General features: G+C 60.2%; 24 protein-coding genes. 5 read left to right on the plus strand and 19 right to left on the minus strand.

Annotated elements, in window-relative coordinates:
• Positions 1-98 precede the first annotated feature (98 nt).
• Positions 99-1,388 (plus strand): citrate synthase, encoded by a 1,290-nt coding sequence (gene gltA / locus AB4048_RS03745; protein ID WP_442200581.1) that lies wholly within the window; start codon positions 99-101, stop codon positions 1,386-1,388.
• A 27-nt stretch (positions 1,389-1,415) separates the two neighbouring features.
• Here gltA and lpxB read toward each other — a convergent pair whose 3' ends face one another.
• The 14 genes from lpxB to AB4048_RS03815 all read right to left on the minus strand — a co-directional run bounded on the left by lpxB (position 1,416) and on the right by AB4048_RS03815 (position 15,667).
• Entirely contained in the window at positions 1,416-2,594 is a 1,179-nt protein-coding gene (lpxB, locus tag AB4048_RS03750) for a lipid-A-disaccharide synthase (RefSeq protein ID WP_442200582.1), read from the minus strand.
• Positions 2,591-3,472: an LpxI family protein gene (locus AB4048_RS03755; protein ID WP_442200583.1), complete on the minus strand. Its 882-nt coding sequence runs from the start codon at positions 3,470-3,472 to the stop codon at positions 2,591-2,593. Before AB4048_RS03755 ends, lpxB begins: the two co-directional genes overlap by 4 nt.
• Positions 3,473-3,474: 2 nt before the next feature.
• A complete protein-coding gene (gene lpxA / locus AB4048_RS03760; protein WP_442200584.1) occupies positions 3,475-4,290 on the minus strand; it encodes an acyl-ACP--UDP-N-acetylglucosamine O-acyltransferase in 816 nt (271 codons plus the stop codon).
• A gap of 3 nt (positions 4,291-4,293) precedes the next feature.
• Positions 4,294-4,755: a 3-hydroxyacyl-ACP dehydratase FabZ gene (fabZ, locus tag AB4048_RS03765; RefSeq protein WP_442200585.1), complete on the minus strand. Its 462-nt coding sequence runs from the start codon at positions 4,753-4,755 to the stop codon at positions 4,294-4,296.
• Positions 4,748-5,815, minus strand: coding sequence for a UDP-3-O-(3-hydroxymyristoyl)glucosamine N-acyltransferase (gene lpxD / locus AB4048_RS03770; protein WP_442200586.1), 1,068 nt, complete (start codon positions 5,813-5,815; stop codon positions 4,748-4,750). The genes fabZ and lpxD overlap by 8 nt, the downstream gene beginning before the upstream one ends.
• A gap of 51 nt (positions 5,816-5,866) precedes the next feature.
• Positions 5,867-8,209, minus strand: coding sequence for an outer membrane protein assembly factor BamA (bamA, locus tag AB4048_RS03775; RefSeq protein ID WP_442200587.1), 2,343 nt, complete (start codon positions 8,207-8,209; stop codon positions 5,867-5,869).
• A 193-nt stretch (positions 8,210-8,402) separates the two neighbouring features.
• Positions 8,403-9,533, minus strand: a complete 1,131-nt coding sequence (rseP, locus tag AB4048_RS03780) for an RIP metalloprotease RseP (protein ID WP_442200588.1) — start codon at positions 9,531-9,533, stop codon at positions 8,403-8,405.
• Between the two features lie 22 nt (positions 9,534-9,555).
• The gene (locus AB4048_RS03785) at positions 9,556-10,389 is read right to left on the minus strand and encodes a phosphatidate cytidylyltransferase (RefSeq protein WP_442200589.1); all 834 of its coding nucleotides are present in this window, start codon (positions 10,387-10,389) and stop codon (positions 9,556-9,558) included.
• Positions 10,389-11,168 (minus strand): isoprenyl transferase, encoded by a 780-nt coding sequence (locus AB4048_RS03790; RefSeq protein ID WP_442200703.1) that lies wholly within the window; start codon positions 11,166-11,168, stop codon positions 10,389-10,391. The genes AB4048_RS03785 and AB4048_RS03790 overlap by 1 nt, the downstream gene beginning before the upstream one ends.
• Before the next feature lie 19 nt (positions 11,169-11,187).
• Positions 11,188-11,748 carry a ribosome recycling factor gene (gene frr, locus AB4048_RS03795; RefSeq protein WP_442200590.1) on the minus strand — a complete coding sequence of 187 codons (561 nt, stop codon included), beginning with the start codon at positions 11,746-11,748 and terminating at the stop codon, positions 11,188-11,190.
• 53 nt (positions 11,749-11,801) lie between these two features.
• Positions 11,802-12,521 carry a UMP kinase gene (gene pyrH / locus AB4048_RS03800; RefSeq protein ID WP_442200591.1) on the minus strand — a complete coding sequence of 240 codons (720 nt, stop codon included), beginning with the start codon at positions 12,519-12,521 and terminating at the stop codon, positions 11,802-11,804.
• Positions 12,522-12,718: 197 nt separating this feature from the next.
• Positions 12,719-13,645: a translation elongation factor Ts gene (gene tsf, locus AB4048_RS03805; protein WP_442200592.1), complete on the minus strand. Its 927-nt coding sequence runs from the start codon at positions 13,643-13,645 to the stop codon at positions 12,719-12,721.
• A 241-nt stretch (positions 13,646-13,886) separates the two neighbouring features.
• Positions 13,887-14,651, minus strand: a complete 765-nt coding sequence (gene rpsB / locus AB4048_RS03810; protein ID WP_442200593.1) for a 30S ribosomal protein S2 — start codon at positions 14,649-14,651, stop codon at positions 13,887-13,889.
• A gap of 188 nt (positions 14,652-14,839) precedes the next feature.
• Positions 14,840-15,667, minus strand: a complete 828-nt coding sequence (locus tag AB4048_RS03815) for a cell envelope integrity EipB family protein (protein WP_442200594.1) — start codon at positions 15,665-15,667, stop codon at positions 14,840-14,842.
• Between the two features lie 135 nt (positions 15,668-15,802).
• Between AB4048_RS03815 and AB4048_RS03820 the strand changes: the two genes are divergently transcribed.
• From AB4048_RS03820 to AB4048_RS03835, 4 genes are read left to right on the plus strand one after another with little or no spacing between them, the layout of a single operon-like run.
• Entirely contained in the window at positions 15,803-16,273 is a 471-nt protein-coding gene (locus AB4048_RS03820; protein ID WP_442200595.1) for a RidA family protein, read from the plus strand.
• Entirely contained in the window at positions 16,270-17,001 is a 732-nt protein-coding gene (locus AB4048_RS03825; protein WP_442200596.1) for a glycerophosphodiester phosphodiesterase, read from the plus strand. Before AB4048_RS03820 ends, AB4048_RS03825 begins: the two co-directional genes overlap by 4 nt.
• Positions 16,998-18,185: a GNAT family N-acetyltransferase gene (locus tag AB4048_RS03830; protein ID WP_442200597.1), complete on the plus strand. Its 1,188-nt coding sequence runs from the start codon at positions 16,998-17,000 to the stop codon at positions 18,183-18,185. Before AB4048_RS03825 ends, AB4048_RS03830 begins: the two co-directional genes overlap by 4 nt.
• 29 nt (positions 18,186-18,214) lie before the next feature.
• Positions 18,215-18,640 carry an HIT family protein gene (locus tag AB4048_RS03835; protein ID WP_442200598.1) on the plus strand — a complete coding sequence of 142 codons (426 nt, stop codon included), beginning with the start codon at positions 18,215-18,217 and terminating at the stop codon, positions 18,638-18,640.
• A gap of 118 nt (positions 18,641-18,758) precedes the next feature.
• Here AB4048_RS03835 and clpA read toward each other — a convergent pair whose 3' ends face one another.
• The 5 genes from clpA to cysE form a co-directional block, all read right to left on the minus strand.
• A complete protein-coding gene (gene clpA / locus AB4048_RS03840; RefSeq protein WP_442200599.1) occupies positions 18,759-21,251 on the minus strand; it encodes an ATP-dependent Clp protease ATP-binding subunit ClpA in 2,493 nt (830 codons plus the stop codon).
• A 10-nt stretch (positions 21,252-21,261) separates the two neighbouring features.
• Complete coding sequence (gene clpS / locus AB4048_RS03845; protein ID WP_442200600.1) at positions 21,262-21,615, minus strand: ATP-dependent Clp protease adapter ClpS; 354 nt, start codon at positions 21,613-21,615, stop codon at positions 21,262-21,264.
• 271 nt (positions 21,616-21,886) lie between these two features.
• Positions 21,887-22,246: a phasin family protein gene (locus tag AB4048_RS03850; RefSeq protein ID WP_442200601.1), complete on the minus strand. Its 360-nt coding sequence runs from the start codon at positions 22,244-22,246 to the stop codon at positions 21,887-21,889.
• Between the two features lie 279 nt (positions 22,247-22,525).
• Complete coding sequence (locus AB4048_RS03855; RefSeq protein ID WP_442200602.1) at positions 22,526-22,729, minus strand: DUF3126 family protein; 204 nt, start codon at positions 22,727-22,729, stop codon at positions 22,526-22,528.
• Positions 22,730-22,838: 109 nt separating this feature from the next.
• A complete protein-coding gene (cysE, locus tag AB4048_RS03860; RefSeq protein ID WP_442200603.1) occupies positions 22,839-23,672 on the minus strand; it encodes a serine O-acetyltransferase in 834 nt (277 codons plus the stop codon).
• Between the last annotated feature and the right edge of the window lie 12 nt (positions 23,673-23,684).

Consider the following 23,684-nt stretch of genomic DNA (forward strand, 5'->3'; position numbering starts at 1 on the left):
TAACTTGGCATTAGCTTCGTGATCATATAGCAATCGGTGGACGCTTAACCATTTGGCGCTTTTTGTGGCGCCAACCCGCCAAATCTTGGAGGATCAGCATGACGGAACAAAGCGCGAAACTACTGTGGGGCGACACGTCGGTGGACTTGCCTGTGAAGGCCGGCACCATCGGCCCCAGTGTCATTGATATTGGCGCCCTTTATAAGCACACCTCTTCTTTCACTTACGATCCTGGCTTTACGTCGACAGCTGCCTGCGAATCCAAGATCACCTACATCGACGGCGACGAGGGCATTCTGCTGCATCGCGGCTATCCCATCGAACAGCTGGCCGAGCATGGCGACTTCCTGGAGGTCTGCTATCTCCTCCTTTATGGAGATCTCCCGACCGCCGCGCAGAAGAAGGACTTCGACCATCGCGTCACGCACCACACTATGGTGCATGAACAAATGTCGCGCTTCTTCACCGGCTTCCGCCGCGATGCGCATCCGATGGCCGTCATGTGCGGCTGCGTCGGCGCGCTTTCGGCCTTCTACCACGACTCCACCGATATCACCGATCCGCATCAGCGCATGGTTGCCAGCCTGAGAATGATCGCGAAGATGCCGACGCTGGCGGCGATGGCCTACAAGTACCATATCGGCCAGCCTTTCGTTTATCCGCGCAACAATCTCGACTACGCGTCCAACTTCTTGCACATGTGTTTCGCGGTGCCTTGCGAGGACTATGTGGTCAATCCGGTTCTGGCGCGCGCGATGGACCGTATCTTCATCCTGCACGCCGATCACGAACAGAACGCCTCTACGTCGACGGTCCGTCTCGCCGGTTCCTCCGGTGCCAACCCGTTTGCCTGCATCGCAGCCGGCATTGCCTGCCTTTGGGGCCCGGCTCATGGCGGCGCCAACGAAGCGGCGCTGAACATGCTCACCGAAATCGGCTCGGTCGACCGAATTCCGGAATACATCGCCCGCGCCAAGGACAAGAACGACCCGTTCCGCCTGATGGGCTTCGGTCATCGCGTCTACAAGAACTACGATCCGCGCGCCAAGATCATGCAGCGCACCACGCATGAGGTGCTCGGCGAGCTTGGCATCAAGGACGATCCGCTGCTCGACGTTGCCATGGAACTTGAGCGTATCGCGTTGACGGACGAGTATTTCATCGAGAAGAAGCTTTATCCGAACATCGACTTCTACTCCGGCATCACGCTGAAGGCGCTCGGCTTCCCCACCACCATGTTCACCGTGCTGTTCGCTCTTGCCCGCACCGTCGGCTGGATCGCGCAGTGGGCGGAAATGATCGAGGACCCGCATCAGCGCATCGGCCGTCCGCGCCAGCTCTACACCGGCGAGCCGAAGCGCGAGTACTTGCCCGTATCGAAGCGCTAAACCGCTCTGAGACAACAAAAAACCCGGTCAGAAACGACCGGGTTTTTTTCTTGCCAGCAGGTCCAGCAGGATGGCCGCCGCGTGTTCGCCCGGCGGCGTTTTCGTCTGCATCCGCTCCCACACCAGGTCGAAGCCATCAAGCATCGCCTTGCGCTGCAGGCTATCCTGCGAGAGGCGTTCGAGCCAGCGGGCAAGCACGCCGGGGCGCACCATCTCGTTGATCTGCTCCGGGACGACGATATAGTCCGCGATCAGGTTGGGAAGCGCGGCCGTCCAAGCTTTAATCCGCTTGTGGATGAGCTTGACAATCCAGTCGGTGCTGTATGTCGAAATGACCGGAACGCCGGCAAGCGCAAGCTCCAGCAGCACGGTGCCCGAGGCGGCAACCGCCGCGTCGCCCTCGGCAAAAGCCGCCCATTTGGCTTCCTGACCCACCACGATTTCCGGCCTGATGGTCCAATGCGCCGTCAGGCTCCGTACCAGTTCTGCCCGGTGCGGAACGGTCGGCAACAAATAGCGGACGCGATTGTCGCGCCGGGTCAGCTCTTCGACCGTTTTCTCGAACGCCGGAAGCAGCCGATTGATCTCCGCCCCCCGAGAACCCGGCAACAGCAAGATGGTACGTTCGCCGCCCGCCGGATCAAAACCGCGGCGCGACCGCTCGAGACGGGTTGCGATTACATTCTTGTCCGTCGCCAAGCGGTGGCCGACATAGGTCGTTGGCGGACCGCCGAGGCGCGCCATGAAATCCGGCTCGAACGGCAGCACGGCAAGCACATGGTCGACATAGCCGAGCATTTGCTGCGCGCGATATTCCTTCCAGGCCCACACACTCGGACAGACGTAGTTCACGATCGGAAGATCGGGCATTGCGGCGCGAACGCGCTTGGCGACGCGATGGGTGAAATCCGGGCTGTCGATGATGACAAGCGCGTCTGGCCGGGCAGCGACGATTGCAGTCGCCGTCTGGCGAATGCGGGAGAGAAGCTTCGGAAGCTTCACGATGACCTGGGTGAACCCCATGATCGAAAGCTCTGAAAAATCGAACAGCGAGCGCAGCCCCTGCGCCTCTAGCGCTTCGCCCCCGACGCCGACGAGTTCGACGTCAGTAGCGGTGCGCTCCCTCAAGGCGGCGACGAGATCAGCGCCCAGCAGGTCACCGGAAACTTCGCCAGCTATGATCGCGAGCTTGAGAGTAGCGCTCACATATACCCTTTCGCGCTGAGACCGCGGTCAATGCCACACAGGAATATGCCCTCCCGGTCCGCAGCCGCGATCAGGGCTTCCCGGTCAAGAAGGAGCGCCCTGCCCGCCTCGACCGCCACGCCGGCCAATCCGGCCTTCTTCGCGTTGAGGATCGTGGAGACCCCAACCGACGGCAGGTCGGCGCGGATATCCTGTTGCGGCTTGCACATTTTCACGAGAACGCCACGGCGGCGCGGTGAAATGCGCCCTTCTGCCCGGAGGCTCGCCACGCGTTCGATCATGCGATCCGTTCCCTCGACGCCTTCGAGCGCCACGATGCGCCCGCCGACGCTGACCGCGCCCTGACCGACATCGAGGAGGCCGAGTGCATCGGCGGCTTTCACGGCCTGGCGGATATCGTTCAAGTCCTCTTCGGACGGCCCATGCTTACCGAGCGCTCCGGTGGTCGCAAGAAGATCCGGAGCGATCTCGTGCGCGCCGATGACGCGGCGGCCTTTGCGTTCCAAAAGGCCGATGACCATCTGCAGCACGGCATTGTCGCCCCCCGACAGAAGAGTGCGGACGATGCCCGGCACTTTCGCGAACGAGCGCCAGGTTGCGCGGATCTCGCGCCACTCCGGCCGCTTGGCCACGCTGCCGGACATTACGATGCGGTGGACGTCATATTTCTCGAAAAGTGCCTCGAAGCCGGCAAAATCGCCGACGCCCAGGACCACATGGTCGAAGTCGCTCCAGTCGCGATCCGCCTCGTTTTTTAGGGCAACGATGACGGGATTTTCTCCGGCGCGGCGCGCGGCGGCCGCCACGTGAGCCGGCAGAAAACCGCTACCGGCGATGATTGCCAATCTTCCCTTGCCGTCTTCGGCGCTCGCGCCCACCGTCACGCCTTGTTGCGGTTCGGCGAGGAGATCGCACGCTCGCTGTCGACGGTGATGAAATCAATGATTTCCATCGCTTGCTTGCAGTCCACGTATTCGTCGCGGATCGCCGCGGCATTGGTGCGGATCGAGCCTTCGCCCTCAAAGATCGACTTAAAGGCGCGACGAACCGTATGGATCACCGCACGTTCGATCCCGGCACGGGTCATGCCGACAACGTTGAGACCACCGAGAATACCCGGATTGCCGTTCAACATGCCATAAGGGATCACGTCGTAGTTGACGGCGGAAAGGCCGCCGATGAACGCGTGCCGACCTACACGAGCGAATTGGTGCACGGCGCAGCCGCCGCCGAGAATGGCGCGATCCTCGATCGTAACATGGCCGGCGAGCATCACGTTGTTCGACATGATGACGTTGTTGCCGACGCGGCAATCATGCGCGACGTGCGAATTGGCCAGAAAGAGATTGTTGTCACCGACGATGGTCTTGCCGCCGAAATCGGCCGTACCGGTGTTCATCGTGACGCCCTCACGGATCGTGCAGTTCTCACCGACACTTAAAGTCGTTTCTTCACCACCGTGATGAATGCTCTGCGGGTCGCCGCCGACTACGGCCATCGGAAATATGCGGGTGCCCTTGCCGATCGTGGTGAGCCCGCTCACCACGACGTTCGACAACAGCTGGACGTTCTCGTGAAGCACGACCTTCGGCCCGACATAACAGAACGGACCGACGACCACGCCCTCCCCGATCACCGCGCCGTCCTCGACGACCGCAAGCGGATGGATACGAGCGCTTTGTGCTATTCCAGTCATTATTCAGTCCTTGTGTACGATCATCGCACCGATATCGGCCTCGGCAACCAGTGTGCCGCTGACTTTCGCATCGCAATGGAACTTCCAGATGTTGCCTCGCTGCTTATGCTTGACGACATGGAACTCGACCACATCGCCTGGCACGACGGGCTTGCGGAAGCGCGCATTGTCGATCGTCATGAAATAAACGAGGTTCCCGACCTCGCCCTGTTTGCGCGCGCAGATGGCGCCTGCGGTCTGGGCCATCGCTTCGATCAAGAGAACGCCGGGCATGATCGGGGCGCCGGGAAAGTGTCCATTGAACTGCGGTTCGTTCACCGTAACATTCTTGACGCCGATTGCCGAGTTGTCGCCGTCGATCTCGATGATCTTGTCGACAAGAAGAAACGGGTAGCGATGCGGCAACAGCTTCATGATCTCGATGATGTCAGCTGATCCGAGCGAGGCCTTCGTTTCCTCAGTCATCCTTGGTTACCTCGCCTTTTTTCTTGCGGCCTTCGGTCTTAGCCATGGTCTCTGCCAGTTCTCTCAAGAAATCCTTGATCGGGCGCGATGGGACGCCGCCATAGCGCTGTCCCGCTGGAATGTCGTTGATCGTGCCGCTGCCCGCCGAGAGCTGGACGCCGTCACCAATGTTAATGTGGCCCGCGACGCCTGCTTGTCCACCGATCTGGACGCCATTTCCAATCTTCGCACTGCCGGCAATGCCGACCTGGCTGACGATGGCGCTATGCCGACCGATGTGAACGTTGTGGCCGATCTGGACCTGGTTATCGATCTTGGTGCCTTCGCCGATCACGGTGTCGTCCATGGTACCGCGATCGATCGTCGTGTTCGCACCAATCTCGACATTGTCCTGGATGATGACGCGGCCGATCTGCACGATCTTCAGCATGCCGCGCTGGCCTGGGGCGTAACCAAAACCGTCCTGCCCGATGCGCGCGCCGTTATGGACGATGACGCCGTTGCCGACGAGGGCGCAGAGCACGCTGGCACCGGCGGAGATCGTGCAGTCGCGTCCGATCTTGACGTTCGCGCCGATCACAGCGCCCGCGCAAATGCGCGTTCCCTCGCCGATCTCGGCATTCGCACCAACCACGGCCATCGGCTCGACGACGACGTCGTGTTCCAATTTGGCACTCGGATCGACGAAGGCAGCCGGCGAGATAGCGCTTGCGCCCGATGTCACGGTGGCCGGCCGCATGGCGTCCGGATGCAGCAGCGCGCCGGCCGTCGCGAAGGCGGCATGCGGCTTGTAGGAGATGATTACAGGGATGTGCGCCGGGATGATCGACTGCATCGACGCATCGCAGATGATGGCGGTCGCATGGCAGGTTGCCAGCTCATCGCGGTTCTTGCGGGAGAGAATGTAGCAAACGTCGCCCTCGCCGGCACGATAGACCGGCGAAACGGATTTCACGATCTTGTCCGCGAACGCATTATCAGCCAACTCCGCCCCAAGATGAGCTGCCAGCCTAGCCAGGCTGACACCCTCATGGGGCGGAAAAAAGCAATTAGGTTCCATCAACAACAGCTCCAGAACGGGATATGAGCCTGCAGCTCTGGACTGGCGATATCAGAACTGGTTTGCGATGCCAAACCGGAAATTCTGAGTCTTGTCGAAGTCTTCCTTCACGACAGGCACCGCATAGTCGACGCGGATGACGCCGAACGGCGAGGACCAGATGATACCGGCACCCAGAGAAGCACGCAGCGAGGCGCCGTCGCCTTCGATCTGATCACCAAACGTATCGGCCTTGTTGCCGTAAAGCGTGCCAGCGTCAGCGAACACGGCGCCGCGCAGACCAATGTCCTGCGGGATGCCCGGAAGCGGCATGCTCGCTTCAGCCGAAGCGGTGAAATAGGTCGTTCCACCCATCGGATCGCCGAAGTTCGTCGTGCGCGGGCCGATGCCGGCATTCTCGAAGCCACGGATTTCGCGGCCACCGATCGTGAACTGGTCGAAGACGTTGAGCTTGTCGCCGCTGGTCGGCAGAACGTAGCCGGCGCCAACCGTCAGCGAGCCGATGATGTCCTGCTCGTCGGAAATCATGTGGAAGTAACGAGCCTTGGCACTGATCTTGTAGAAGTCGGAGTCGCCACCAAGCCCCGCGAATTCGTGCGTCAGCTTGGCGAGCATACCTTCGCGCGGCAGGTTCTGGTCGTCGAGCGTGTTGTAGGTAAAGGTCTGCGAGATCGACGACTGGGTCCACGGACCGTTCTCGATCAAGTTGAGATAAGGCGCAGACAGATTGTTCTGCCAGTCGCCCGTACCGCTATAGTCGAGACGCTTGTAGTTGTAGCGCAGCGTGGTGGCCAGATCTTCGGTGATCGGCGCCGTGACGCGTAGCGAACCGCCCTGTTCGCTATAGTCATAGAAGTCGTCCGAGGCCGTCTGGTTCTTGAAGATGTCGAAGCCAGCCGCCAGCCGGTAACCCAGGAAGTAGGGCTCGGTGAACGAGATGTTGTAGCTGCGGCTGCCTTCCGTACCGGCGCCTGCCGCAACGCGAATATATTGGCCGCGACCCAGGAAGTTCTTCTCCTCGATCGAGGCTTCCAGGATGATGCCGCCGTTGTTGCCGACCGCATAGCCGGCGCCGATGCCGAACGAACCGGTCGGCTGATCTTCGACGTTGACGACAACGACCACGCGGTCCGGAGCGCTGCCCGGCGCGGTGCCAATGTTCACCGACGAGAAGTAGCCGAGCGCGTCGAGGCGGCGCTTGGCGCGGGTGATCATTTCCTGGTTGAAAGCGTCGCCTTCGTTGATGTCGAATTCACGACGGATGACATAGTCGCGGGTGCGGGTGTTGCCGCGGATCTCGATGCGCTCGACATAGGCGCGCTCACCCTGGTCGACCAGATATTCGATACCGATCGTGTGGGTTGCGAAGTCGCGGTTGCCGCGCGGCGTGACGCGAGCGAACGGATAACCAGCAGCAGCGATGCGCTTGGAAATGTCTTCGATCGACTTCTGGATGTCGCGGGCGCTGTAGGTGTCACCCTTCTTGGTAACCACGAGGCCCTTCAGTTCGTCGGCGTTGATGCCGTCGACCGTCGAGACGACGCTGACATCGCCATACGTATAGCGCTGACCTTCTTCGACATTGAAGTTCAGCGTGTATTCGTTGGTCTGCTCGTTGAGCGTGGCATCCGACGAAACGACGCGGAAGTCCGCATAGCCGTGGTTGTAGTAGAACTGACGGAGCGCATCCTCGTCGGCATGCTGCTTGTCGGGGCTGTAAACGTCCTTGCGCGTCAGGAACGACAGGAAGTTGGACTTCTTGGTGCTGATGACCGCAGCAAGGCGGCCGTCGCTATAGGCCTGATTGCCGGTGAAGTTGACCGCCTCGATCTTCGTGCGCTCACCTTCATTGATGACGAAAGCAAGGTTTACGCGGCCCGGGGCGACCGGCGCGGTCTGCGTCGTCACCTGGACGTCGCTGCGGCCAATGGCGGCGTAGGCTTCCTTGATGGAGGTTATGTCCCCCTGGATCTGCGCTTCGTTATAGGGACCCGCGGCATGCGTCTGAACGAGCCCCGCCAGCTTGTCGTCCTTGATCTTGCGGTTGCCGTTGAAGACAACGGCATTGATCAGCTGATTCTCGCTGACCGTGACGACGAGCGTGCTGCCGGAAACGCTGATGTGAACATCGCTGAAATAGCCGGTCGCATAGAGCTGCTTCACCGACTGATCGATGTCTGCGGGAGAGAAGCTCTTGCCTGGCGTAATGGTGATGTTGTCGCGAACGGCTTCGGACCCGGCGCGTCCCGCGCCACGGACATCCACCTTCTGAATGACGGCCGCTTCTGCCGCAGTGGCAGACACCAGCGTGGTAACGCCCGCACCGGAAGCAACAACACTTGCAGACAGCGCCACCGCCGATACCGCGTTCAAAAACCTTGAACCAGCCTTCATTTTCAATTCTTACCTTTTTCAATCGTCCCGATATCGAGCAGAGCCGATTCCGACCGTGTGTCGTTTTACCCGCTTTTGACATACAAGCAAGGGAGCAAGTTAATTTCTGTTTACTTCATTTCCAACCGTGGCCCATTGGCCACTACAGCCTTGAAACATCGTAAATAAAAGGTAATTTTCCCTCTTCTTAAAATCACCCGATCAGAGCGCTGATGTCGTTCCAGGTGGCGAAAACCATGAGCGAAAGTACCATCGCAAGACCTATCCTGAAGGCTATGTCCTGCGCCGCCGCACCCAACGGTTTTCCCCTCACCGCTTCAATGGCATAGAACATCAGATGCCCTCCATCAAGTACAGGAACCGGCATAAGATTGAGCAATCCAATGGAGACGGAAAGAACCGCGGCGAGCTGCAATACGGCGGCTAGACCCAGAGACGCCATCTGGCCAGAGGCTTGCGCGACGCGGATCGGCCCGCCCAGCTGATCCGGCTTCATATAACCGCCGAACAGGTTTCCGATATACTGGAAGGTACCGACGACGATGCTGCCGGTCTGGCGCGTTCCTTCGACAACCGCCTGCAACGGCGTATAGGTCTGCTGACGAAAGTGTCCGACGTCCTGGTTGGTTACGATGCCGATGATGCCCACTTCCATCTTGTTGCCGAACTGGTCGGTCATGTCGGTGCGTTGTGGCACCATCGGGAAATCCAGGCTCTGTCCGTTGCGCTCGACGGTGACGATGATGTGCCGGCCGGGGCGAATACTGACATAGCGGCGAACGTCGTCGAACGTCGTCACCTTGCTGCCGTCGATGGCGAGGAGCAGATCGCCGGGCTTGATGCCGGCATCCGCCGCGGCGCTGTCGGCCTTCACCTCGGCTACGACGGGATCGGCGACCGATCTTCCGTAGATGGAAAAGAGGACGGCAAAGATTGCGATTGCGAGCAGGAAATTGGCGATCGGGCCAGCGGCCACCGTCGCGGCGCGTTTCCATAGCTTGGCGCCTGCGAAGGAGCGCGCGCGATCTTCGGGCGACATCGCCGAGAGCTGCTGGTTGTCCGTCTTGCTGGAAGCATCCTCGTCGCCGAAGAACCGCACATAGCCGCCAAGCGGAATTGCCGACAACTTCCAGCGCGTGCCGTGTCTATCGGTAAAGCCCGCAATCTCCGGCCCGAATCCGACCGAAAACGCCAAGATTCGAATGCCGGAGAGCCGGCCTACCAGGTAGTGGCCCATCTCATGCACGAAGACGAGCAGCGACAACACCAGTACGAAGGGCACGATGTAGTGCGTCAGAAAACCAAAAATGCCCACAATGCCCATGATTCGATCCTGCCCTTTTTACTCAGACACCGAGCAGCACGCCGCCCAGGGAGGCCGTCTCGCCATCCGATGCCAGCGAAAACACGATAGCCAGCAAAAAGGCTGCGAAACAAGCGAAAACTAGGCCATCGACCCGATCCATCACGCCGCCGTGACCGGGAATCAGGTGGCTGGAATCCTTCACGCCGAAGCGACGCTTGATGAATGATTCGAAGAGATCGCCGATCTGGCTGCAGACCGACAGGAAGAGCGCGACGGCGGCAACGCGAAGTCCGGCGCCCGGAAAAAAACTCCAAACGATCGCGGTTCCCGCGATCACGCCCGCCAATCCTCCGCCGATCGCGCCGGACCACGTCTTGCCGGGTGAGATGCGCGGCGCAAGCTTCGGACCACCGATCGCGCGCCCAACGAAGTAAGCCAGGATATCCGTCGCCCAGACCGTCGCAAAGACGAACAGCATCGTGACAAGACCGAGAAGATCGTCGTCGCGGATCTCGGAAAGCGCGATGGCCGTCAGCCCCGCGTATAAAACGCCGCCGGGCAGCCACCAGCTTTTTCCGCGAAACGCAGAAAGCAACAGCGTTGCGAGTACGAAAACTCCCATCGCGCCGACGGCATAGGGCGATTCCTGCGAAAGCGTCGCACCGCTGATCACGAATATGCCGAGCCAGCCAAGCGCGTTGCCGGACGGATCGTTCGCCTGCAGACGGGTCATCGTCGACCACTCGTAGTAGACGAGCAGCGCGATCAGCGTCGCGAGAAGCCGAAACGCGAAGCCGCCATACCAGGTCGCGGCAAGCACGACGACGGCAAGCACGATGCCGGAAATGATGCGCAGCCGAAGTTCCCTGCTCATCAGGAGCCCACGGCGGCGATGGGCTTGGCGGAGAGGCCGCCGAAGCGGCGGTCGCGCTCGGCGTACTTCTTCAACGCGGAGAAGAACAGATCGCGGCTGAAGTCCGGCCAGTAGTCAGGCACAAACATGAATTCCGAATAGGCCGCCTGCCACAGCAGGAAGTTCGATAGCCGCTCCTCGCCGCTGGTGCGGATGATGAGATCGGGATCAGGAATGCCCGCCGTATCAAGCCGCTGACCGATCAGCGAGGCGCTGATCTGATCGGCCTTGAGCCGCCCCTCCTCGACATCCTTGGCAAGGCTGATGGCAGCGCGCGCGATTTCGTCGCGGGAGCCATAGTTGAAGGCGATGACGAGCGTCAGCGCCGTATTGTTTTTCGTGGTTTCTTCCGCCTCAAGGAGAAGCGGAAGTATGTCGCTGCGAAGGTTCTGCCTGTCGCCGATAACCCGGACGCGAACGTTTTGTCGATGCAGGTCCGCCAGATCGCGCCGAATGAAAGCCTTGAGCAGCCCGAGCAGATCGGTGACTTCGGTTTCCGGGCGACGCCAGTTTTCCGAAGAAAAGGCAAACAGGGTCAGATATTTCAACCCCACTTCGCCGGCGGCGCGCACCGTCTCGCGAACCGCCTCGACACCCTTTCGGTGGCCCATGGTGCGTGGAAGTCCGCGCGCATTGGCCCATCGGCCGTTACCATCCATGATGATGGCAACGTGCTCAGGAAGCGTCGAAAGCTCTGGGTGTGGCATATGGCTCGTCTTCTTTCGGCCGGCAGGCGACAGCTAGTCTACAGGCCTCTTATTAGACCTGCATGATTTCCTTTTCTTTATCCGCTAGCAAGCGGTCGACATCGGAAATCACCTCATCCGTCATCTTCTGCACTTTTTCCGACAGCGCACGGCTGTCGTCCTGGCCGATTACACCGTCCTTTTCGGCTTTCTTGAGGCCATCCATGCCGTCGCGGCGCACATGTCGAATCGCGACCTTGGCCTTCTCGGTGTATTCGTGGGCGATCTTGACCAGCGAACGCCGGCGTTCCTCATTGAGTTCAGGCAGCGGAATGCGCAGGTTCTGGCCATCGACGATCGGATTGAGACCGAGGTTGGACTCGCGGATGGCTCGGTCCACCGCACCCACCATCTGCTTGTCCCAGATCGAGACCGACAACATCCGCGACTCCGGCACAGAAACGTTCGCAACCTGATTGAGCGGCACGCGCGAACCGTATGCTTCGACGGTCACCGGATCGAGAATGTTCGCCGACGCGCGGCCCGTGCGCAGCGACGCGATATCGTGCTTGAAGGCAGCGATGGCGCCATCCATGCGTCGCTTAAGTTCCTTGAGATCCGTGTTGTCACTCATTTGTCAGCTCCCGTAGTCAAGCGCGCCGTTCCAATGCGCGGCGTCGAAAATTGTCAGTTGTCGGATACGATGGTCTTGAGACCACCGCCGGTCAAGATTTGTGCAAAGCCACTTTTCTCGTGGATAGAGAAGACGATGATCGGAATGGCGTTCTCGCGGGCGAGCGCGACGGCCGCCACGTCCATGACGGCCAGTCCCTTTTCAAGCACCTGACTATGGGTCAGGTGGTCGTAGCGCTCGGCGTCGGGGAACTTCTTCGGATCCGCGGAATAGATACCGTCGACCTGCGTTCCCTTGAAGATTGCTTCCGCGCCCATTTCCGCCGCACGAAGGGCCGCGGCCGAATCGGTGGTGAAGAAGGGGTTGCCCGTCCCGCCGGCGAAGATCACCACGCGCCCGAGCGACAGGTGATAGAGTGTCGCGCGCTGCGAGAAGCTCTCGCAGATTTCCGGCATCGCGATCGCGGAGAGAACGACCGTGTCGATGTTGAGCTTGCGCAGCGAGGTTGCAAGCGCAAGCGCGTTGATGACGGTCGCGAGCATGCCCATATGGTCGCCGGTGACGCGGTCGCCACCCTTGGACGCCACGGCGACGCCGCGGAAGATGTTGCCGCCGCCGACAACGACACCGACCTCAACGCCCATCTCGCGCGCCTCGGCGATATCAGAAGCGATCCGGTCGGCAACGGCGACGTCGATCCCGAAACCCTGGCTGCCCATGAGAGCCTCACCGGAAGCCTTCAGCAACACGCGCTTGTAGATTGGTTCAGACATCTTTGCTCCTCGGAGTGAAGCGCATAATCCTTTCTCTGGATCGAGACCGACTGGGAGAAAGGATTATGCGCCGTTTCAAAGCGCTGCAGCGTTTGAGCCGTCATGAATGACGCGCGCCGCTGCAATGAATGCCGGATACACGAAGGGCATCGCGTTGTCACGCGATGCCCTTCTGTTTTACCCGATAAGATGCCCGATCAGCCCTTGGCGGCGGCTGCGACTTCAGCAGCGAAATCGGTCTCTTCCTTCTGAACGCCTTCGCCGAGAAGGAGGCGTGCCATGCCGGTGATTTCAATCGATGCGCCGGCTTCCTTTTCAGCTTCCTTGATCGCGGCGCCGACCGTCAGGTCGGGGTTGATCACGAAAGCCTGCGACAGGAGAGCGACTTCTTCGAAGAACTTGCGCATGCGGCCTTCGACCATCTTTTCGATGATCGCTTCCGGCTTGCCGGATTCGCGGGCCTGCTCGATGAAGACGTTGCGTTCGCGTTCGGCGACGGCGGCATCGACTTCTTCGGAGCGGATGGCGAGCGGGTTGGTCGCAGCGATGTGCATTGCAACCTGACGGCCGATCGAGGTCAGAACGGCCTTATCGCCATTCGACTTCAGAGCGACGAGCACACCGAGCTTGCCGATGCCATCGCCGGCAGCGTTGTGGATGTACGTCGCAACGACGCCGTGCTCGACTTCGAGCTTGGCAGCACGGCGGAGCGTCATGTTTTCACCGATGGTGGCGATCGCGTCCTTGATGGTGTCGGCGATCGGCTTGCCGGATGCCGGGTAGGTCGCAGCCGAAATGGCTTCAACCGAACCGTCGGTGGACAGAGCAACGTTGGCGATGCCGCGGACCAGGTCCTGGAAGGCGTCGTTACGGGCAACGAAGTCGGTTTCCGAGTTGAGTTCGATGACAACGGCCTTGTGGCCGGCGCCGGCAATGCCGATCAGGCCTTCAGCGGCGGTGCGACCAGACTTCTTGTCGGCCTTGGAGATGCCCTTGGCGCGCAGCCAGTCGATCGCTGCTTCGATATCGCCGTTGTTTTCTGTCAGCGCCTTCTTGCAGTCCATCATGCCTGCGCCAGACTTTTCGCGCAGTTCCTTCACCAGTGCAGCCGTAATCTCGGTCATAAGCTTCCTCTTGTCGGTTCAAACGGTGGCCCGCGAAACGCCGTGCGGGACCGGATTGAGGCACGAAATGTACCCGTATCTATGACAGCGTGATGAATGACGCGTCATTACGAAACTTGGGCGGCGCGGGCAGTTCGCCCCCGCCTGAAATGGTCAAGGCCGCCGAACTTCTGAGAGTCGCGAGCGGCCTTTCCCGATCCCTGGAAAGCATGACGGGCAGAAAGCCCGCCTGCCACTTTTATCAGGCGCCGGTTTCGTCGAGCGTGGGCTCGACGAGACCTTCGGCGGATGCACCGAGGTCACGGCCGGAAGCGCCCTGCTGGCGTGCGATGCCGTCGATGGCGGCGCGAGCGAGCAGGTCGCAATAGAGAGCGATGGCGCGCGAAGCGTCGTCGTTGCCCGGGATCGGATAGTCGATCAGGTCCGGATCGCAGTTCGAGTCGATGATGGCGACGACCGGGATGCCGAGGCGCTTGGCTTCGTCGATCGCGATCTTTTCCTTGTTGGTGTCGATGATGAACATCAGGTCAGGCGTACCGCCCATGTCCTTGATACCACCGAGAGCCTTGTCGAGCTTTTCGCGCTCGCGCTCGAGGTTCAGGCGCTCCTTCTTGGTGAAGCCCTGGGCATCGCCGGAGAGGATTTCATCGAGCTTGCGCAGGCGCTGGATCGAGTTCGAAATGGTCTTCCAGTTCGTCATCATGCCGCCGAGCCAGCGGGCGTTGACGTAGTACTGGGCCGAACGCTTGGCGCTGTCGGCGATGAGTTCAGACGCCTGGCGCTTGGTGCCGACGAACAGAACGCGGCCGCCGCGGGCAACGGTGTCGCTGACGACCTGCAGGGCGCGGCTCAGCATCGGAACCGTCTGTGCAAGGTCGATGATGTGGATGTTGTTACGGTCGCCGAAGATATACGGCTTCATCTTCGGGTTCCAGCGGTGCGTCTGGTGGCCGAAGTGAACGCCAGCTTCCAGAAGCTGACGCATAGAGAAATCGGGCAATGCCATGCCTTGTTATCCTTTCCGGTTGAACCTCCGCAAGGCGAACAGCATCTTCGTCGAAGATGCCACCGGGCGGAACGGTCCGGATTTCTCCCGGACGATCCCATGCCTTACGTGTGGAATGTGGCTGCCCTTACCCCTCATTCAGCGGAAAAGCAAGGCTCATGCCAGAAAAAGACGAGCGCTGGCGAAAGTTACTTGCAGGCCTTGGGGTCGAGCAACTCCAGCTTCGAAAGCCTGCCGGTCAGCACGAAGTCTCCATAGTCCATGGTGAGGTCGCGTGTAATCCCGTTTTCATAGAGCTTGAAGGACATGCGATAGACCGGCATCGCGTCACCCGCACTCTTCTCGTTGAAATAGGCGACCGTTACCGGCCAGAACGGCGTTTTGGCGAAGGCACCCGCCTTCTCGGCGTCGGCGTCGTCGGTCGCCGGTCCCGTCTGCTTTCCGACCACGGTCGTGGCAACGAGCGACCTGTCTCCGTCGTCGGAACCATCGAACACGCGCGCTTCGAAGAAGCTTTTGCCGAGCTTGGCGTTCTTGATGATGTCGAGCATGTGCTCCGTCGGGAAGCGGCTGACCGCAAGATCGACATGCTTGGCGGCCGGCTGGGTCAAATCGACCTTCAGGCCCTCGTCGTTGTCTTGCGCCGCGCCGCGAACGTCCTTGTCGAGCTGGTCGTCGGTGAACGACTTGGTCTCGAAACGGAATGTACCTTTGGCGATGTCCTCGAAGGTCGTCGTCTGCTGATCGCTGAGACGCGTCGAGTCACCCGTGTCGATCTGGGTGACGAAGCGAAAGTTGGTGGTGAACCCGGCGCAATCGGAGCCATCGAATTCATAGACCATGCGCCCATACATACCGGCGATGCCGGAACGGTCGGTTGCGTCCTTCAGTTCGAGATCGTAGACGGCGCGATGCGCGACAAGGCCACTCGGACCCACCGCATGTGCCGGTGCCGCGAGGAACGTCAGCGCGCTGGCGCCCGAAAGAACAGTTGCGGCCAGACTCGAGCGGAACATGCATTATCTCCTGTTGGACTCGCACGCGATGTTATAAGAACGCTTCCGGCCAAATCGAGGCCGAACATCCGCACCAAGCGGATTCTAGAGTAGATGACTACTTTTTGAAGAATTGACAACAAACGGGAGATGAAAATGTCCGACGTGATCGAGGGCCGCCTCAAGGAACTGGGGATCGTGCTGCCGCAGCCGGCAGCACCCGTGGCCAGCTATGTGGCATGCGTCTGCAGCGGCAATCTCCTTTTCGTGTCGGGTCAGCTCCCCCTGGAAGACGGCAAAGTGGCGGTCAGCGGCCATCTTGGCCGCAATGTGGACGTGGCAGCCGGCCAGCGCGCCGCCGAACTTTGCGCCATCAACATTCTGGCGCAGGCGAAAGCTGCCCTCGGCGGAAACCTCGGCCGCGTCGCACGCGTCGTCAAGCTCAACGGTTTCGTCGCTTCGACGCCCGATTTCAACGAGCATCATCTCGTCATCAATGGCGCCTCGAACCTGATCGCCAACGTGCTCGGCGACGCCGGCAAGCATGCCCGCGCGGCCGTCGGCACGGCAGCCCTTCCCTTCGGCGCTGCGGTCGAGATCGACGCCATATTGGAAATTACCGCATGAGCGAGCTTGCCTGGCTGACCGAAAGGCCGATCGCCCATCGCGGCTATCACGACATGAACAAGGACGTTTGGGAGAACACGCTTTCGGCGTTCTCGCGGGCGATCGACGCCGGCTACTCGATCGAATGCGATCTGCAGTATGCCGCCGACGGCGTTCCGGTGGTGTTCCACGACGACGATCTGCAGCGCCTGTGCAACCTGCCGGGCGCGCTGCGCGACCGCAGTTCGGGCGAGCTCGGGCTTTTGTCGGTCGGAGGCACGAAGGACCGCATCCCGACGCTGAAGCAGCTCTTGAAGCTTTGCGACGGCAAGGTTCCCCTGGTCCTCGAGCTCAAGGGCCGAAAGGGCGACGACGAGGGCTTTGCCGAAACCGTGCTCGAGGAACTTGAGGGGTACAAGGGCAAGGTGGCTCTGATGAGCTTCGATCTTTGGCTGCTGAAGGATCTGAAATCGCTCAATCCCCCCTATCCGATCGGACTGACCGCGGACGGAAAAAATCCCGACACATTCTTTGCCCATGATGAAGCCATGCATCTTGGCCTCGACTTCATTTCGTACTTCTATGGTCACCTGCCCAATCCGTTCGTCACGGCACACCGCCAGCGCGGCATCCCGGTCATCACCTGGACCGTGCGCGACGAGGCGGCGCGGGAACACACGCTTGCCAATGCGGACCAGATGACCTTCGAAGGTTTTGACCCAAGAGAGAGCCCCGCCCTCGTTTCATGACAGACGAACTGTCCATTCGCGTCGAACGTTCCTTCGCATCGATCGCTTCGGAAAGCTGGTCCAGGCTCGCCGGAGCATCGAGGGCGGGCGCTACCCTGCCCTACAATCCCTTCATCTCGCACGCTTTCCTGTCGTCGCTGGAAGAATCCGGCTCGGCGGCGGACAAGACCGGCTGGCTCGGCAATCATCTGCTCCTCGAGACCAAAGATGGCAGGCTGCTCGGCGCGGTCCCCGGCTATCTCAAGAACCACAGCCAGGGCGAATACGTCTTCGACCATGGATGGGCCGATGCCTTCGAGCGGGCGGGCGGGCGCTACTATCCGAAACTGCAATGCTCGGTGCCGTTCACGCCGGCCACCGGGCCGCGGCTGCTCGTTGCGGAGGGCGCGAACCGAGGCATCCTTCAGCCGGCGCTGGCCGAAAGCCTGAAAGAGGTGACACGGCAACTGCACGTCTCTTCGGCGCATGTCACCTTCGTGCCGGAAGACGAAATCGGCATATTTGAAGGCGACGAGTATCTACATCGCACCGACCGGCAATTCCATTTCATCAACGAGGGTTATGCCAACCACGACGAATTCCTGGAGACGCTGGCGTCACGCAAGCGCAAGGCGCTGAAAAAGGAGCGCCGTTCAGCGGTCGAACACGGCATCGACATCGACTGGCTGACGGGACGCGACCTGACGGAAGGCATCTGGGACCAGTTCTTCGACTTCTACATGGACACCGGCGGGCGCAAATGGGGCCGGCCCTACCTCAATCGCAAGTTCTATTCGCTGATCGGCGAGCGGATGGCAGACGACATTCTCCTTGTCATGGCCAAGCGCAACGGGCGCTACATCGCCGGCGCGATCAACTTCATCGGTGGCGATGCGCTTTACGGACGGCACTGGGGCTGCATCGAGGACCACCCCTTCCTGCACTTCGAAGTCTGCTATCATCAGGCTATCGACTTCGCGCTTGCCAAGGGGCTGAAGCGCGTGGAGGCCGGGGCACAGGGGGAACACAAGCTCGCCCGCGGCTATCTGCCGGTAACCACGCACTCGGCGCACTACATCGCCCATCCGGGATTGCGCCGCGCGGTCGCCGACTACCTCGTGCACGAACGTCACGAAGTCGAGGAGATCGGCGAGTACTTGACGGCGCACAGCCCGTTCCGCAAAGGCGAGCGGCAGGACGACTGAGCTTTCGACAATCCTAGAGGAGATCCCGGATGAGCCCGGCCTACGACAGCAACAATATCTTCGCCAAGATCCTCAAGGGCGAAATTCCGTCCTATCGCGTCTACGAGGACGACAAGACCGTCGCTTTCATGGATGTGATGCCGCAGGCGCCGGGCCATACGCTGGTCCTGCCGAAGCAGCCGTCGCGCAACCTTCTCGATGCCGATCCGGCGACGCTCTCGCATGTCATCGGCGTCGTGCAGAAGATCGCCAACGCCGCCAAGGAAGCCTTCGACGCCGACGGCATCTATATTGCCCAGTTCAACGAACCGGCTGCCGGCCAGACTGTCTTTCACCTGCACTTCCACGTCATTCCGCGCCACGAAGGTGCTGCTCTGAAGCCCCATTCCGGCAAGATGGAAGACAGCGCGGTTCTCGCTGCCAACGCCCAAAAGCTCATCGAAGCGCTGAGCTGAACGCCAAGGCACGCTAATGCCTTGCGCGAGCAAGATCATTTAAAATTCTGAACTGTAAAGATTTAATACCGTTTGGCGGGAAGAATAGCGGCGCGCATAGACACGCGCCGCTATAACCTCACTTCTGCCTGGGTACCTTCGGCACAGTGGTGCCCTTGCGCGGTGCCTTGGCGACCACGGTATCGCCGGCTGCGGTCTTCTTTCCCGACTTCTTGGGGCGCGCCCTCAGCGCCACATCGCCATCGTCGCCGTCGTCGATCGATGGGTCGATGACTTCGGCTTCCGGCTTCGGCTTGATCGGTGCGGTTTCCGACACGGATTCGAGCAGGATGCCCGGCTTTCCGTCTTCCTTCGGCCCGACAGTCACCTTGACAACGCCACCCTTCTTCAGCTTGCCGAAGAGGATCTCGTTGGCGAGCGGCTTCTTGATGTTTTCCTGGATGACGCGCGCCAGCGGACGGGCGCCCATCTTCTCGTCGTAGCCGTGTTCGGCAAGCCAGGTGATCGCATCTTCATGCAGGTCGAAGGTGACGTTGCGTTCCGAGAGCTGCGCCTCCAGCTGCATGATAAACTTCTGCACGACCTTGTAGATGACCTTGGTCGGCAGCGCTGCGAACGGGATGATCGCATCCAGACGGTTGCGGAATTCCGGGCTGAACAGCTTGTTCAACGCCTCTTCATCCTCACCGGTACGCTTGGAAGAGCCGAAGCCGATGGCGGCCCTGGCCATTTCCGACGCACCCGCGTTGGTCGTCATGATCAGAATGACGTTGCGGAAATCGATCTTCTTGCCGTTGTGGTCGGTCAGGGCGCCGTGATCCATGACCTGCAGCAGGATATTGAAGATATCCGGATGCGCCTTCTCGATCTCGTCGAGCAGCACGACGCAGTGCGGATGCTGGTCGACGCCGTCGGTCAAAAGACCGCCCTGGTCGAAACCGACATAGCCGGGAGGTGCGCCGAGCAGGCGCGACACGGTATGCCGCTCCATGTATTCCGACATGTCGAAGCGCAAGAGCTCGACGCCGAGCGAGGAGGCAAGCTGGCGGGCAACCTCGGTCTTACCGACACCCGTGGGGCCGGAGAAGACATAGGAGCCGATCGGCTTGTTCGGTTCACGCAGGCCCGCGCGCGCGAGCTTGATCGCCGTCGACAGTGCTTCGATCGCCGTATCCTGGCCATAGACGACAGAGCGCAGCTCTTTCTCGAGGTTGGCGAGTACCATCTCGTCATCCTTCGACACCGTCTTGGGCGGGATCCGCGCCATGGTCGCGACGGTCGCCTCGATCTCACGCTCGGTGATCAACTTGCGCCGCTTGGAAGGCGGCAGCAGCATCTGGGCAGCGCCGGTTTCGTCGATCACGTCGATCGCCTTGTCCGGCAGCTTGCGGTCGGAAATGTAGCGAGCCGACAGTTCGACAGCCGACTTGATCGCCTCGCTCGAATAGCGAAGGTGGTGATATTCCTCGAAATAGGGCTTGAGGCCCTTCATGATTTCGATTGCATCGTCGATGGTCGGCTCGTTGACGTCGATCTTCTGGAAACGGCGCACCAGAGCGCGGTCCTTTTCGAAGAACTGACGATATTCCTTGTAGGTGGTCGAGCCGATGCAGCGGATCGCGCCGGAGGAGAGCGCCGGCTTCAGCAGATTCGATGCATCCATCGCGCCGCCGGAAGTTGCCCCGGCGCCGATGACGGTGTGGATCTCATCGATGAAGAGCACGGCCCCTGGATAGTCCTCCAGTTCCTTGACGACCTGCTTCAGCCGCTCTTCGAAATCGCCGCGATAGCGGGTCCCGGCAAGCAGCGTGCCCATGTCGAGCGAGAAGATGGTGGCGTCAGCCAGTGCTTCCGGCACCTTGCCTTCGACGATCCGCTTGGCAAGACCTTCGGCAATCGCCGTCTTGCCGACGCCGGGATCGCCGACGTAGAGCGGATTATTCTTCGAACGGCGGCAAAGAACCTGAATGGTGCGGCTCACCTCGGCGTTGCGGCCGATCAGCGGATCGATCTTGCCGCTCTTGGCTTTCTCGTTGAGGTTGACGCAATAGGCCTTGAGCGCATCCTGCTGCTTCTTGGCGCCGCCCTCTTCCTGTTCGCCGCGAGAGGTGGGCTTGCTTTCGGATTCGCTTTCCTCGACGCCGCGTGGCGGACGGGCCTGGGAGGAACCCGGACGCTTGCCGATGCCGTGGGAAATGTAGTTGACCGCGTCATAGCGCGTCATTTCCTGCTCCTGCAGGAAATAGGCGGCATGGCTTTCGCGCTCGGCGAAGATGGCGACCAGGACATTGGCGCCGGTCACTTCCTCGCGGCCCGAGGACTGCACATGGATCACCGCGCGCTGAATGACGCGCTGGAAGCCGGAGGTAGGTTTGGAATCCTCGTCATATCCGGTGACAAGGTTGGCAAGTTCGTTATCGACATAATCCATCAGTGTCTTGCGGAGCGTGTCGAGGTCGACGTTGCAGGCGCCCATCACGGCGGCGGCATCGGCGTCATCGATCAGCGCTAGAAGCAGATGTTCGAGAGTCGCGTATTCGTGATGCCGCTCGTTAGCGTAGGTAAGTGCCTGATGCAGCGCCTTCTCGAGGCTCGGCGAAAATGTTGGCACGTTGGGATCCTCACTTCTTTTCCATAACACATTGCAGCGGATGCTGATGTTGCCGGGCGAAGTCCATCACCTGGCTTACCTTCGTCTCCGCCACCTCGTATGTAAATATGCCGCATTCTCCGACGCCGTGATTGTGAACGTGAAGCATGATGCGGGTGGCGCCCTCGCGATCCTTTTGGAAGAAACGCTCCAGGATATGGATCACAAACTCCATGGGCGTGTAGTCGTCATTCAAAAGCAAAACACGATAAAGGTTCGGCTTCTTGGTCTTCGGCTTGGTGCGCGTGATGACCGAGGTTCCACGGCCTGGGCCGTCCCCGTTTTTCTCGCTGTCTTTCTGCATGCGGATCGGCTGGGCGATCATTGTCTTTCATTCCTCAAAGCACTCGGCGAGGTGTCCTTTCCGACGTCGCAACTGCGATTGCCCGGCCGAATATCCGAACCCCTAACTTAGTTCATATTGATGCGATTTTAAGCCCCCCGCTCGCCACTGCAATCATAATTCGTTTCTACGACATGCTGGGCAGAAATACCAATCGCCAACTTGCCCGTGCTCAGCCAGAAACGAAAAAGACCGGCCACGCTCCGCGCGGCCGGTCTCTCGAATGGCTCTATCCGCCTTATGGCGAAAGGAATCAGGCCGCCGTAGCGACAGCCGACGTCACCTTGCCGGTCGCTTTGGCGATAGGGGCTTCGTAAGGCTTGTAGACCGTCTTGGCGAGGTCAGCGTACATTTCGCCGAGCTTCGTGGCTTCAGAGACGAAACGCTCGTAGGACGACTTGACGAAATTGCTCTGCAGCTCGAATGCCGTTTCGAGGGACTTGGCGCCAGCGAGCGTTTCGAAATGGCTTACTCCATCCTGAAACGACTTCTTGGAATATTCAGCCGCTTCGGCCGCGATCGCCTGGAAACCCTTTGAGACATCCGAGTAGCTTTTCAGAGCGGTGTCCATGGCTTCCTTGCCCTTCTTATTGGCTTCATCGAAATTGAACATGTGGCCTCTTCCTGCGTTAAGGGAGCCATCACGGTAGCCGCGATGCACAAATAGTCAAGTAGATTTGTGCATCGCACAACAATCAGGAGTTGTTTACACTGTGGCAAATATGAAGCACTCGTGACAGCTACCGCTCAGGCAACTGATTTCGCACACATATATCAGGGGACCTGCAACTACCGCTTTCGCTAAAAAAATCTGCTAAAAAACTAACGCGGTCATCAAAAGAGAGGCAGAAAACGGGCCATTTCCGCAAAAACGGCCCGCAGATCGGCAAGATCAGAGATCGACGTCGAGGATCGCCATGGAGAAATTATAGGAGCGATCGCCGTCCTCGTCGTCGATGTAGACCACGCCCAGGAACTCATCGCCGATATAGACTTCTGCAGAATCGTTCTTGCGCGGCCGCACCTTGACGGCCATCTGCGGGTTGAACGTGCGCTTGAAGTAAGCGTCGAGCTTCTTGATTTCTTCGGGCTTCACAACTCATCTCCGTGAGGGTTCTCGGGGTGGCGGCTTCTTGCACAGGAAAAGTGCCCATGTAAAGGCCGCGCAGAGCTGTTCACCGTCCACGCCACCCATGCGCATTCGGCTAGATATCGGCCCCGATCAGCTGATCCATCACTCGCGAGGGTTCCGAACAACCCGCTTCTCCGACGACCTTGGCCGGCACGCCCGCGACAGTGGTCTTCGGCGGCACCTCCTTGAGTACCACCGAGCCAGCTGCGATGCGCGAGCAATGACCGATCTGGATATTGCCCAGGATCTTTGCTCCGGCGCCGATGAGAACGCCGTTGGCGATCTTCGGATGACGATCGCTCCCCTCCTTGCCGGTGCCGCCGAGGGTGACGCCGTGTAGGATGGAAACGTTGTCGCCGATCACTGCTGTCTCACCGACCACGAGGCCGGTCGCATGATCGAGGAAGATGCCGCGGCCGATTCGCGCCGCCGGATTGATGTCGGTCTGGAATACACTTGAAGACCGGCTCTGGAGATAGAGGGCAAAGTCGCGGCGGCCACGATTGAGCAGCCAATGCGCCAGCCGATGCGTCTGGATCGCTTGAAACCCCTTGAAATAGAGCACCGGTTCCACGAAGCGCAAGCAGGCGGGATCGCGGTCGTAGACGGCCTGGATATCGACGCGCAGGATCGTGCCCCATTCCGGCCAGTCCTCGAGCATTTCGTCGAAGGTCTGCCTGAGCAGGATCGCCTGCATGTCGGGATGATCGAGGCGCTCGCAGATCCGGTAGATAACGCTCTCTTCAAGCGTCTTGTGGTTGATAATCGTCGAATAAAGGAAGGCGGCAAGCAAAGGATCCCTCTCGGCAGCTGTGCGGGCTTCCTCGCGCATGCTGCTCCAGATCGGATCGACCACCTTCACCGTGCTTACCTGGTCTAGATGACGAGCGTCGGGGTTTGCGACCATTGACGGTCTCCT

It is taken from the genome of Rhizobium sp. RAF56 (assembly GCF_052113965.1).
In the GTDB taxonomy this organism is placed as follows: Bacteria; Pseudomonadota; Alphaproteobacteria; order Rhizobiales; family Rhizobiaceae; genus Rhizobium.